Here is a 13,020-nt window from a genome sequence, read left to right on the forward strand (position 1 = left end):
TGAAAAAAATGCGCGCAAAAAAGTTGGCGGCTCCGGGTCGGGATCGGGATTAAAAACGGCGGTTGATGGTCGAAAGAGGGAAATCGTCGGTGCGGAAGGGAGCGGCGGGAAGACCGGCGGCGTTGTAAAGATTGCACGTCGGATTGTCCGCCCATGCATAGCGCACGGCGACCGGTTCCGGCACCGAGGCGGAACTCACGACCACGGAATCGTCGCCCTCGATGCGCGCCTCCGCCCAGTGCCAGCGGCGGTCCGCGCCGCAAATCATAAACCCCTCCAGTTCGCCCGCCGGGGCATGGCGCCGCAGCGGAAGCGTCGCCGGTTCCAGCGACTTGGGCCGGTAGCGGTCGGGCAGCGGCGCGACAATCAGGCCGTCGTATGTATTTTTGAATCGGATACGCATGGTGTCTTTCTCAACGGCAACGGACGCCACCACCGGACCGGAAAACGGCAGCATTTTTCCGTAAGTATTGGCGAGCGCAATGAGCGAGAGGCGGCGTCCGACTTCCGCCTTGTTGCGCGGATGAATATCGCCCGCCTCACCGAGGTCGGTGAGCACGGCCATGCCGGTTTCGGACAATTTTAACGCGAATGTTTGCGCCTCCCGCAACTCCGCCCATTCGCTCGCCCGGCCCGGCTCGTCGTGCTTCATGCCAAAGGAGGCGAGCTGGCAGAAATAAAACGGAAAATCGCCGCGCCCCCATTGTTTGCGCCAATCGCGAATGAGGGCGGGAAAGGTGCTGCGATATTGAAAGGCGCGGCCGGTGTTGGTCTCGCCCTGATACCAGATCACGCCGCGCAGGGCGTTGGGAATCAGCGGATGAATCAGTCCGTTGAAGAAGAGAGAATAGGGCGACACCAAACCGCCCGTGCCCGCCTCGTCGGGATTTTCCGGCGGCGCGGGACATGCGTTTCGCGCTTCGTCGGAAAGCGGTGGAAACGATGTCTCCCCCCGCGTCAGCCAGTCGCCGGAAAGAGGTGTTTTACCCGCGCGCAACACGCCGCCGTTTTCCCCAAGCGCGGCGTCGCCGAGGGGCACGAAAAGCCGGATGTCCAGCACGGCCTCCGCGCCGGCACGAACGAGATGTCCGGGTACCGTGTAATGGCGCACCGGTTTGACGGGAACCGCCGGATCGGTGCCGCCGATTCGTTTGCCGTTCCAAAAAACCGTTTCAGAACCGCGCATACCGCCGAGCGAAATCCTGAAAGGCCGGGCACGTCCGTCGGAGGTGGGGGGGAGGGGGGAGACCGTGATTTTTTTCCGCAGCCAGACAATTCCTTCGCCGGAAAATCCGTCCGGCGTCAGCTGGCCGGGAAGCGTGACCGTGCGCCACGCGGCGGCGTTGTTGGCGTCGTTGGCCGGTGGCGGCGTGGCGTTTTTTGCGTTCGCGTCATTGCGTTCGTATTTTTGCGCCCATGCCCGCCACTCCTTTTTGTAAGCGGGCAAAATGTCAGTTCGCCAAGCCAGAAGCTTGTCGCGTGTGGCGCGTAGTTCGGGGTCGGCGGCGAGACCTTCAGGGCTCATCCAGAGTTCGCAGGGAGTGCTACCCCACGAGGCATTGATCAGCCCGACGGGAACGGAAAGTTCGCGCCGTAAATTTTTGCCGAAATGCCACGCAACGGCGGAAAATTGCGCGGCGGTTTCCGGATGCGCCACCACCCAGCGGCCTTCGCAATCTTCGGCCGGTCTGACGGCGTCTTTTTTCGGAACGCGAAACTGCCTTAGCGCGGGGTCGTCGCTGCCCGCGATTTCTTCTTTCGCACCGAGCGCGCCGCCGAGCGTGAACTCCATGTTCGACTGACCCGAGCACAACCAGACTTCGCCGAGCAGCACGTCGGCAATTTCCCTCCGCGATGCGCCCGCTTGCACGACCAGGCGGTGCGGGCCGGCGCCGATCGCATTGTCGCTCAGATCAAGGTCAACGCGCCATTTTCCAGAGGCGTCCGCCGTGGCGTCGGCAGTCGCGCGATTCAGTGTGACGGTGATTTTTTGTCCTGCCTCGGCTTTACCCCAGACGGGTGTTCGCGCGCTTTTTTGCAGGACGGCGTGATCGGAAAAAATCGTGGGCAACCAAATCTCCGCCCGCCCGATTGCGGACAGCGCGAACAGGGCGCAGGCGATGGCCAGAAAACGGGCGGAGTTAAGATAGCACATAAAACGTATCTGAATGTTCATGACCATGAATAGAGAAAGAGAGAGCGAGCGAGAGAGGGGGAGGGGAGGGGAGGGAATGCGGAGGGAGAGATGGTTTCCCGCCTGCCCGTGGTTATTTCGCGGCCTTGGTCGCGAGCGTTTTTTTGATCGAGTCCGCCACGGCGGTGGCCAGCACGACATAACCTTCCCGTGTGAAATGCACGTCTTCCGGCGGCATCACTTCCGTTTCGCGTCCCTTGACGATTGCGTTCAGGTCGTCGATCGGGATGCCGGATTCTTTCATCACGCGCAGGGCGATTTCGTTGTATTTGTCGACGTCCGCCGGAATCCGCGGCTGGCGCTGTTTTTGCTTTACCGGGATCGGCGTGGTGGTCGCAAAAATCTGCGTGTCCGACGCCGCCTTGAGGCGGGCGACGAGAATGCGCAGATTCTTTTCGTAGTCTTCGGGCAATACGTTTTGTTTGAGATCCTCGGTTCCGTCCTTGCGCTTGACGGGGTTGTAACGCAGGTCGTGCAGGCCCCAGTTGAAATGAATCACGTCCCAGTGTTTTTCACCGAGCCAGGCGTCGAGGCATTCCAGTCCCGTTTTGGTGGAACCGCAGTTGGTCGGCGGACGGCGCACGATGGCGAGACCGTCCAACTGTTTCCGCACACCTTGGATGTAACCGATGGAAATCGAGTCACCGAGTATCAGCACCCTGGGCAGGCCGGGGACTTCCACGACTTGCGCCTCCTGGTGTTCCAGCATGGGCGAGTTCGCCGGCGCGGCAACCAACACGCCGGTCAACAGCGGAAATAACATAAACAAGGTTTGGATTTTCATGGCAAGGAGGGGAGCGGTTATTTGGATCGGGGGGACTGGGTGGATTTGGCGGAGTCGTTGCGCGCCTTGTTTTCCTTGGCGAGAGCGCTGGCCTCGCTGCTTGTTTTCACGCCGCCGCCCGTGTCGGCCAGGCGGTTGATGAGTTGTTTGAGTTTGCTTCCGGGGTTTTCCAAGCGACCGGCGAGCACGTCGTTTTCGGTGAACTTGGCGAAGAGAATTTCCTGCTGGTCCTTGTTGTAGCGTCCGCGGTCGTAGATGATGTAAATGTTGCCGTCGGGCGTTTGCAGGCCGTCCGGGTAACTGACGGCGTTGCGCTCGTCGAGGACGAGTTTGTGGGACCATGTCTTGCCGTCGTCGTCGGACAACATGGCGGTGAGGTTGGCGCGGGATTTCGGGTGGTCGTTGACGACAAACAGGAGCCGCCCGGACTGGAGGCGCGTGATGAAAAAGCGCGTGTCGATGCCGCGTTCAGTGGTGAAATCGCTTTCGTTTTTCCAGGTTTTGCCGCCATCGGAGGACTCGATTTGTTTGATGCTTCTTTCGGAGCGGAAGAGGGTCCAGAGGCTGCCGTCGCGGCGTTCGATGACCATCGGCTCGCACCATGCCTTGGCGATTTCAGGCGGCGCGGAGGGTGTGTGCTTGGAAAGGAATTCCCAAGTTTTGCCCTTGTTGCGGGAGACGTAAAAATGCAGCCGCGACGGGTCCTCAGGGCCGAGGACAACGGTGCGAAACCAGGTGCCGTCGGAAAGCACAGTGGGTTTGTTGATACAGACTCCGTAGGCGAGAAACTGCGGCGGCGACCAGCGTGTGAAAGCTTTTTCCGGGTCGGACGCCTTGAACGTCCAGACCGTCCGCAACTGGCTGTGCCCATCGACCTGCAGCCAGCGATTGTGTATCCACCAGAGGCCGCCGTCGGGATCGGTCCACAACAGCGGGTCGAGCGCCTTGGCCTCAAAGAAGCCGAAGGGGTGGAAGACGGCGACCGGTTCGGTCCAGGTCGCGCCGTCGTCGTCGCTCGTCACGAGCACGGAGTAGTTGCCCGCCGCGCCTTCCATGAGGGGGCCGGCATACCAGGTGGCCCAGAGGCGTCCGCCGTGCGTGCGCGTGAGGCCGGGGACGCCCTGCCATTTGCGGGCTTGCGACCAGTATTGCGGGCCGGGGTCGCGTTGCAAAAACGCGGGCGAGAGCGGTGTCGCCCCGTAAAATCTCGCCGCCGACCTGGGCAGGGCGGGTTGGGCCGAGACGGGGGCGGTGGCGAGTGTCGGTTGCGTTTCCGGTGCGGCGGAAACGGTGAATGGCCCCGCCATGCTCAAGGCACAGAGCGCAAGCATGGCAGAGAACGGGTTTCGGGTGGTGGTCATGGTGGTGGTTCTGGTATTCATAGAAAACAACTGGAGTTTTTCGGGATACAGAGAGATTAAATGGACCGATGAAACGCAAACGTTTGCGCTAATATTGCAAGTTTTTTTGTTTCAAGCGTGGATATTTTTCGTCTGGGGGAAAGCCACGAGATGCAGGCTGCTGCTGTTTTCCACTCCTCCCTTTTGTTTTGCTCTTGACCATAGTTTTGATCAACGTTTGCGTGTCGCCTGACGCTAACCTCTCATTCCGGGCTCCACGGCTTCCGGCAAAAAACTCCGGCATTTCCCCGCCTCCTCATCTCCGTTTCTAATTTTTCGCTGCCATGAACATCACCCTGCCACCTCAAAAAACTCCATTTGCAAGGCCAACAACCAGGGCTGCGTTTACCTTGGTGGAACTGCTTGCCGTGATTACGATCATTGGCGTTTTAGCGGCAATCATCCTCTCTGTTATCAGCAGGGTGCGTGAGTCCGCGCGCAACGCCCAATGCATCAGCAATCTCCGCCAGATCGGTGTCGCCGCCCGCCTTTACGCTGACGAGCACAAGGGGCTGTCATCCCAAACCACTGGCAGGCCCTATTTTTACGAGGCGCTCTGGCCCTGCGCGTATTCGGTTCCAATTCGGAACAACACAGCCGGGCAGAACGAGCTGCCGAATAATCTGACGGGCACGATTTTTGAATGTCCCAAGGCCAAGGATGACATCGAGCCCCCGAGACGGAGCTATGGCATAAACAACCTCCTCTCACCGACCGTCACCATAACGGACAGCACTGGCACCGACCGGAAACTCATTCAGGTTCACAGGGTCGAGGTTCCTGCGAAGGCCGCATTTTTTGGCGACTCGCTCAAGTCCAGCGGTCTCAGCAACCAAGGCACCAATCAAACCTGGAACGAAAGACACAGCGGGAAAATGAATGTCTGTTTCGTGGACGGCCACGTCGCGGCTGTTCGCGTCACCGGCACCGAATTGGAAACGAACAAGAGCCACACATTCTGGACCGGCAAATAACCATCCCTCCCGCGCACGCCTGAATGAATCTCACTTCCCTCGACTGGAGCATCGTCATCGCCGCCGCTCTCGCGCTTGCCATCATTGCCATCTGGATACGCCGCTACACTCGCAGTGTTTCCGATTTTCTGGCTGCCAATCGTTGCGCCGGACGTTATCTGCTCACGCTCTCCGAAGGCATTGCCGCATTTGGCGTGACCAGCCTGGTGGCCAATTTCGAGAAATTCTATCAGGCCGGATTTGCAGCGTTCTGGTGGGGAAAAATGCTCGCGCCGATTGCCATGGTCATCGCCATGAGCGGCTGGGTGGCCTACCGTTTTCGCGAAACACGTGCACTCACCATGGCTCAGTTTTTCGAGATGCGCTACTCGCGCCGTTTTCGTGTGTTTGCCGGCATCATGACCTGGGTGTCAGGAGTCCTTAACTACGGTGTGTTTCCTGGCATCGTCGCCAATTTTTTCATCCACTTTTGCGGATTACCCCAGACCGTCTCCATCGCGGGTGTCGAGGTGCGAACCTTGCTCATTATCATGGGGCTGTTTCTCGGCATGGCGCTCCTGCTGGTTTTCGCTGGCGGCATGGTGGCGGTGATGGTCACGGATTTTTTCCAGGCGCAGTTCATGAACATCGTTTTCCTGGTGTTGATGGGCGTGGTGTTTTACAAAGTCGGTTGGGGCCACACGGTGGAAGCTTTGTCAGCCACCGAGCCCGGTAAGTCGCTGCTTGATCCCTTTGACCAGTCGAAAATCAGCGACTTCAATTTCTGGTTTTTTGCGATTTTTGCCTTCAAGGCATTTTACAATTGCCTCGGCTGGCAGGGAACTTCCGGATACAATGCCTCTGCGCGTACCCCGCATGAGGCCAAGATGGCCCGCGTACTCGCCGAATGGCGCAACGGCGTCACCTATCTCATGCTGATGATTCTGCCAATCGGCGCCTACGTCGTGCTGCATCACGCTGGTTACGAGCCGATCCAGCAATCCGCCCATGCCGCCCTCGCCCGGATCGACGATGCGCAAACCGCCACGCAAATGACGGTTCCCGTCACGCTCGTCGCGCTGCTGCCTGCGGGCGTAATCGGATTGCTTGCTGCCGCGATGGCCATGGCTGCGGTCGCCACTGACGATTCCTACCTGCACTCGTGGGGATCGATCTTCGTGCAGGATGTCGTGCTTCCCTTCCGCCACGGAAAACCGCCTCTCTCGCAACGCGCCCACCTGTTTTTGCTACGCGCCTCAATCGTGTTTGTCGCAGTATTTGCGTTTTGCTGGAGCGCGTTTTTCCCGCTGCGCGACTACCTGTTCATGTATTTCCTGCTCACCGGCACGATTTACCTCGGCGGATCGGGATCCGTGATCATTGGTGGGCTTTACTGGAAACGCGGCACCACGGCGGGTGCCTATACGGCCATGATCGCCGGTTGCAGCGTGGCTGTCATTGGAATTTCATTGCAAGTCGCCTGGCCGCACGTGCCGGCGTTCGTCGCGCTTGCCCCGAAGTTTCCGATCAACGGCGCCTGGCTGGCCATGATTTCCTATGGAACAAGCATCGTCGGTTACGTGCTTGTCTCGTTTCTCACCTGCCGCACTTCTGCCAACCTCGACCGCATCCTGCATCGCGGCCCATACGCCATCGCCGAGGACGCTCCCACCGTTTTCCCCGCAGCCTCTCAATCCGCAACCGACGGTTTGCCGCGCTGGAAACGCGTGCTCGGCTTTACCAGCAGCTTCACACGCGGCGACAACGTCATCTATTTTTTCAAACTCGGCTGGACCGGCTTCTGGACGCTGATGTTTGTCCTTGGGACCACGATCGGTCTCACCATCGGGTTCAGCAAGAGCACATGGGCAGGCTACTGGCTGTTCGTCATCCTCCTCAGCGCAGTGGTCGGCGCAGGAACCATCATCTGGTTCCTGTGGGGTGGCACCAAGGATCTTTTGGCCCTCGTCCGCCTGCTCCGTGAAAAGCAACGCAACGCTCAGGACGATGGCCAGGTTCACGAATCCGAATAACCGGACGCCGGCAGTCCATCCGGCGTTCTCCGGTATCGTGCCTCAGACCGCCATCCAGATCCGTGCCGCATGGGGAGGCAAAGGAGGAAGGGACAACGCATCATCTGTGCCCGCCACCTCCAGCAACTCCTCCGTCAGCCACTCGCGATAACACGACGCCACGCACCGCAACAGGCGGCGAGGCAACTTCATCCTCTTTCCGGAATCGGACATGTTGAACACTCCGAACATCGGCTGGCCCGACACACTCTGCAATACGCACACCTCGGGGTCCTCATACCAATCGACTCCGCGAACGGTCTGCCCATGGGGTTGAAAAACCCGCTTTGCCAGATCACGACGCTCTTTTGCCAATCGATCCGGAGCCTCCGACAAAAACGTCATGCCACCAGTCATCCAGACAGCGCGCGCCCAGAATGCAGCCTCCTCGGGATCCAGCCCGAATTCCTCCGCGCGCACCGGTGCTGTCACGAAACGGTTTTGGGCGAATGCAGCCAGCTCCGGCGGCGTGCAGTGATCCCTGACAACAAGGCAGTCGGGATCATTTTGCCAGAAGCGCCCGTGCATCCATTGCCTGAACAGCACGGGAAACGCCGCCGCCTTGATGCAGCAGTTGCCATGCGGCCAGTCGGCCATCGACATCGGCAGATGCCAGCGCGTGCCGACATCGTAACCGACTCGCATCCCGTCGCACAGACCGATCGCCGGCCCCAACGGGCTCCCGCAACAAAGAATAAATTTCCGTCCCCAACGGCTGTCTTCCCCCCGCAAGTCCGCCACCTCGCGGATCACGGACAACCCGCGCCGGAATGCCTCGGCAGGCGTGACGCCAGGATCGTGGCGGCGGCCGGAAAGCGCGCCGTGTATCAGAAAATCAATTTTCACATAGTCGAAACCCCACTCCCAAAACACGCGGGTAAATGTCTCGCGCAGCCACGCGAGCACGGCGGGATGCGTGAGATCGAGGCCGAAAACATGGCCCGGCCCCGCCGGGTCCATCAGGCCCGTTTCGGGGTTGTGCGCACGCACGATCCAGTCGGGATGCTCCGCGGCAAGCCGGCTTGCCTTGTCCACGCTGAACGGCGCAAGCCACAATCCGGCTCGGAAACCGAGAGCATGGATGTCGCGCACCAGCGCGGCCATGCCACGTGGGAATTTTCTGCCGGGCAGCCAGTCGCCCCACACACGCGGATGTCCGTTGAACGGCAGGGTCCAGCCATCATCGATCTGGATCACCGGCGCCAAGGCAGACGGTTCGGGCAAACCGCTGTTTTTCTGGAACAGTTCGCTTCGCAAGGCGCGCGCGTTTTGCAATACGTCGGACTCCGATTCCGTCCCATAAAAATAATACCAACTGCACCAGCCGCGCACCATCATCCCGGCCTCTCGTGTTGTCACGGTTCCCGCGCCCATCGCATGCGCGACAAATCGGGCGTAGTCTTCCAGCAATGATGAAAGACTTTCGCCGACGCCCAGCAGCAGCGGCGAAATCTCCAGCCTCTCCCCGGCGCGCAGCACTGCTCCGTCGCGCTTGCAGACAAACTCCGGCACCAGATCGTTGCCCGCGCCCCCCCGTTCATCCATCGTGGAACGAATGGTGTAGGATGCGTCTCCGGGCGTCTCGAATCCCGCCACCATGGCTGTCGTTCCCCGCGCATCGCTCCAGCCCATGCAGGCATCCGAAACCACGGTGTCGTTGACCGGATGCGGCGCGATGCCCACCACGCCGGTCATCGTGTTGCTCTGCGCAAACACCCGTGACCACCGCGCGAACGCACCCGCAAGGCGTCCGCCCGAGACGAGGGAGATGTCGCCGAGGGCGACATCCGCATAACCCGTGTTGGTCACATGCGCGCGGCAACGCATCCAGTTGTCGTCAACACGCTCCCATTCGTGATGCACGACGACCGCGGCGCCGTCGGATTCCGCCCGGTTTTGCGCACCCGCGAGCAATAGCCCGCCGGGCAGATTTACGTCGAATGTGGAGATGGCTGTTTGTGGAAGCACCATGTTTTTCTTTCCTGACTTACAACGCGTCCGGAGTGCCCGGCAGAGTGACAACGGGAGTTTCAATGGTCGCCCCGCCGGTTCGCTCCAGACGAATCCGGAAACGGATATCCTGCGACATCGGGATATTGCCGAGACTGACCTCGCAAGGCGCACCGTGCACCGGCGGCACAACACGGTTTTCCCCTTCCGGCAATAATGTCACGACAGCGCCATCGGGCGCGCCTGTCAGGCCGGCGTAAAGCGAATCAACTCCAAATGGTGAACGGATACGAAATGCGTGCAGTTCTCCCCATGCCTTGTCCTCGAGAACCAGTGTTGCCGGTTTTGTCGCAAGCGGCGGGTAAGAAGGCCACGGATTCGCATCCGTAGCATCGAACGTCAGCACGGCCCAACCTCCACGCTCCAAGGTCAGCGGATATCGCCCGTCTGCTTCGGGAGCCAGCGTACGTTCGCCATCATCTGTGCCGCGAATCCGCGCCACCGCTCCCTCTGCAATGCCAAGCGCAGCGACATCAACCAGCGCACGCGCGTCCACCGCCCCCTGTGCCTGATTCATGAGGATGAGGTGAAACTTGTCGCGACTGCGTGCACCAAGGTAATCGACCCTGGGCGTATCCACGCCAAACTTGTTACGATCCAGCCAGAGCCAGCATGACGAATCATCAAAAACACGACCCGGCTTTCCGCCAAACACACGCGACGAAAACCATACGTAGCCCTGGGATTTTGAATACGGAAAACGCACCGCTCCGCCCGTGCGAACCTCCGCATCGGTAACCAGGTAATCGACGAGCATCGCCAGATGCACCGGCACATGGTGCCAGTAAAACGCGGTGAGATCAGGCCCCTTGTTCGGAAAATCGGGATCGTGCTGCAAATCCATGAAGTTCGACATGTAGTAGCCGGGGTAGGAGGCGGCCCGGCCGATGAGTGCGTTGCGCGCATACATCCGCCAGTAATCGTCTCCGGTGATCCCGGAAAGGCGCAGGAGATTGGCGGCCCACACGGTGATCTGGATGTTGCTCAGGTTGGAATCCTGCCCGGCGACGTTGTAGTAAGTGGCGGGTTGCTCGAGGCTCAGCCCCACGGCGGCGGGCAACCAGGCCGGCACCTTGTGTTCGGGCAGGTCAAACGTGACCGTTGACGAAGTGTGTGGTTTGCTTGCGGGGAAGCCGAGCCGTCCGGCACCGGGGCCGCTCCACCAAACCATGCGCGTCTCCGTCAACTTGCCTCCGGGATAAAGCGTCATCTCGCCGGGCTGGACCACCGGATGCACCCATTGCCCGGCCAGGGTAAGGGACGCCCCCTGTTTTGCGTATTCAAGAAGGGGTTTCGATCCGGTCAACTCATACAGATCAATCAAGTCCCACCAGTAAGGATAAAAGGAGACGTTGTAGAAGGGCATGATACCGGGCGATTTTTTGGGCGGATTTTCAAACGCGCGTTTCGCCCATGATTCAGCCTCGCGTGTGATTTCGCGCAGCAAGCGTTCGTCCGGCACGGCGCGGTAGAGTGCGAGTTTGTCTGACCACGCCGGTATCAATGCTCCGTCTACGCGTTTTTTCGGGGCCTCCACGCGCTCGCGCAGCCAAGGGTTGAGGTTGCCTGTCAAGTCGTTCAAGCCCTGCCACAAGGCGGTGCCAAGGCGGGGGTTTTTGAACATGAGACGGGTATCCTCTCCGCGTGTCACGTAGAAATTCCCTTTCGTGGAAAGCGCGAAGTGAATACTTGGGCGGCTCAGCAAGAACTCCAGCGCGGGCAGGCCGCGTCGTTCAAAAAATTCCATATCCCCGGTGAGGCGTGCCGCGGAGAGCAGCATCAGCGGAGCGGCGTGCGTGGCCGTATCGGCGCTCTCGATATTCATCGGTCCCTTCAGGCGGTCATACCAGCCGAAGCCCGGACCGGATTTGATAAGGTCGATGATATTGAGCGCCTGTTCGGTGAGGGAATGTTGCCACGGTTCGCGATAATCGCGAAGCCCGAGGATCGAGGCGTCCACCTCGCGCATGGTTTGCGCCCACGACTGCGGCGCCGTGACAATCCACCACGCCGACCGCAACTCGCCGCCCTTGGCGACCCGTGATCCGACCCCTCCCAAAATCGGGGCAAACACCGCCGGCTGAATTCCGCCCTCTGGTCCGCGCAGCGTAAAACCATAGGTGGCGTTCCGTCGTGTTGACCACTCCTTCGACAGCCCGTCCACATCCGCGACCACGCCATGAGTGATCGACGACAAATCCGACTCTCTCTCCGAAGCGAGCAATGACTCCACCAGCGCCATCGGATGCGGCGTGGTGGCCGAAGTCAGCATCTGCGGCACGTCCGGCACGCGTCGGAATTGGAACAACGGCGGCAACTGCGTGGCCTTCACGGCATCCATCACAAAACCGCCACTGCCACCGGCTGCGAATGCCAGCGAATAAAACCCGGCCTTCTCCGGTTTCAGCGCGACCTCCATGCGCACCGCAAAACCCTTGCGAGGCAGATGCCACACGACAAGCGCACGTTGCGCCAGGTTGCCCTGCCCCCCGCCTTCCCCCTCTCGTCCGGCTTCATAAACCAGCTCGATCGTATCCGTTTTTCTGTTTCTTATGGAGGCGGGGAAAAACCGCGTGCGTGCATCCCCCGCCCGGAACGCATCGAGGGCGTCCGCCGGCAAGGACCAGGTCCGGCCGGCCAGCAGCCAGTCTTCCTGCTCCGTTGACGGCCAGGTCGGCGAGAACGCGGAGTAACTCACTGACGATTTCCGGCTGCCGAGCAGGTACAGCGGTTCCAGTCCCGCCTGCCAGATTCTGCCTTTCAATTCACCGGACAGGAACTCGACTTCACGAACGAAGGAGGAGCGTCCCGATGCCGTGCGCGCCTGCCGCAGCCGCAGGACGATGTCATCGTTGCGCAATTCTGCCGCCACGCCCGCCGCTCCGTTTTCAAGGGTGATCTTTTCCACCCCGTCATCGACCATCGGAGCGCGCACGGCCTGGACAGGCTGTTGTTCGAAGCGTTTCAACGAATCACGTTCCACCGTGTTGGGATCCAATTCGGAGTTCGTTATGAGCACCGCTTCCAGACGTCCGAAAAAACGCGCCGTATCTCTCACTTCGAGCGCGTGCACGCCCGCCTCCAGCGAGCGCGAATCGACCCTCTCCCAATAAAAACTCTCGTGTCCGTGCGCACCGCATTCCACGGCGGCGTCCCGTCCATTGATGCGCAGTCGGAAGCGTCGCGTGGCGGGTTGATTTTCAGGACGATCTTGGGAGCGCGCCCAGATATGATACGATCCCGGCGTGGTGATTGCGAATCCGGCGAACGCCGTGCCGCCGGTGTTTCCTGCCGTGATGTGCGAGCCGTCTTTTATCCAGCCGCCCAGTGCCGAGAATTTTTCGGGTTCCAACAAAAAAGTGTTGGGTGCCGCGGTATCTTTTGCCGTTTCCGCAGCTCTCCCGGCCGCATTATCCGGAATTCCTCCCTGACCAGGCGGCACGAAGAGGATCGCCGTTGCTCCGGCCGCCAGAAGCCGACAGGCGCCGGACTGCCGGACCCGGACTTGGCGAAGAAACCGGAAGGAATGAACGATAAGTGAACAAAATCGGGCAAGAATGGGAAGCATGGCGCATGTGAAACGCAAACGTTTGCGCCTGCAAGGAAA

The 13,020-nt window shown here is 60.3% G+C and carries 8 protein-coding genes; 3 read left to right on the plus strand and 5 right to left on the minus strand.

The features are described 5' to 3' along the window. Nucleotides 1-49 precede the first annotated feature (49 nt). The 3 genes from OPIT5_17795 to OPIT5_17805 all read right to left on the minus strand — a co-directional run bounded on the left by OPIT5_17795 (nt 50) and on the right by OPIT5_17805 (nt 4,285). Nucleotides 50-2,155 (minus strand): acetylesterase, encoded by a 2,106-nt coding sequence (locus OPIT5_17795; GenBank protein AHF91796.1) that lies wholly within the window; start codon nt 2,153-2,155, stop codon nt 50-52. A 112-nt stretch (nt 2,156-2,267) separates the two neighbouring features. Continuing rightward, nucleotides 2,268-2,978: a lipolytic protein G-D-S-L family gene (locus tag OPIT5_17800; GenBank protein AHF91797.1), complete on the minus strand. Its 711-nt coding sequence runs from the start codon at nt 2,976-2,978 to the stop codon at nt 2,268-2,270. Nucleotides 2,979-2,995: 17 nt separating this feature from the next. After that, the gene (locus OPIT5_17805; protein AHF91798.1) at nt 2,996-4,285 is read right to left on the minus strand and encodes a hypothetical protein; all 1,290 of its coding nucleotides are present in this window, start codon (nt 4,283-4,285) and stop codon (nt 2,996-2,998) included. Between OPIT5_17805 and OPIT5_17810 the strand changes: the two genes are divergently transcribed. The 3 genes from OPIT5_17810 to OPIT5_17820 all read left to right on the plus strand — a co-directional run bounded on the left by OPIT5_17810 (nt 4,284) and on the right by OPIT5_17820 (nt 7,364). Next, the gene (locus OPIT5_17810; protein ID AHF94495.1) at nt 4,284-4,571 is read left to right on the plus strand and encodes a hypothetical protein; all 288 of its coding nucleotides are present in this window, start codon (nt 4,284-4,286) and stop codon (nt 4,569-4,571) included. The two genes, OPIT5_17805 and OPIT5_17810, sit on opposite strands and share 2 nt — an antisense overlap. A gap of 91 nt (nt 4,572-4,662) precedes the next feature. Then, entirely contained in the window at nt 4,663-5,352 is a 690-nt protein-coding gene (locus tag OPIT5_17815) for an N-terminal cleavage protein (protein ID AHF91799.1), read from the plus strand. Between the two features lie 23 nt (nt 5,353-5,375). Then, entirely contained in the window at nt 5,376-7,364 is a 1,989-nt protein-coding gene (locus OPIT5_17820) for a sodium:solute symporter (GenBank protein ID AHF91800.1), read from the plus strand. 42 nt (nt 7,365-7,406) lie between these two features. Here OPIT5_17820 and OPIT5_17825 read toward each other — a convergent pair whose 3' ends face one another. After that, nucleotides 7,407-9,317, minus strand: coding sequence for a glycoside hydrolase (locus OPIT5_17825; GenBank protein ID AHF91801.1), 1,911 nt, complete (start codon nt 9,315-9,317; stop codon nt 7,407-7,409). A 73-nt stretch (nt 9,318-9,390) separates the two neighbouring features. Next, nucleotides 9,391-12,981, minus strand: coding sequence for a hypothetical protein (locus OPIT5_17830; GenBank protein ID AHF91802.1), 3,591 nt, complete (start codon nt 12,979-12,981; stop codon nt 9,391-9,393). Between the last annotated feature and the right edge of the window lie 39 nt (nt 12,982-13,020).

The sequence above is a fragment of the Opitutaceae bacterium TAV5 genome (assembly GCA_000242935.3).
Classification (GTDB): domain Bacteria; phylum Verrucomicrobiota; class Verrucomicrobiia; order Opitutales; family Opitutaceae; genus Geminisphaera.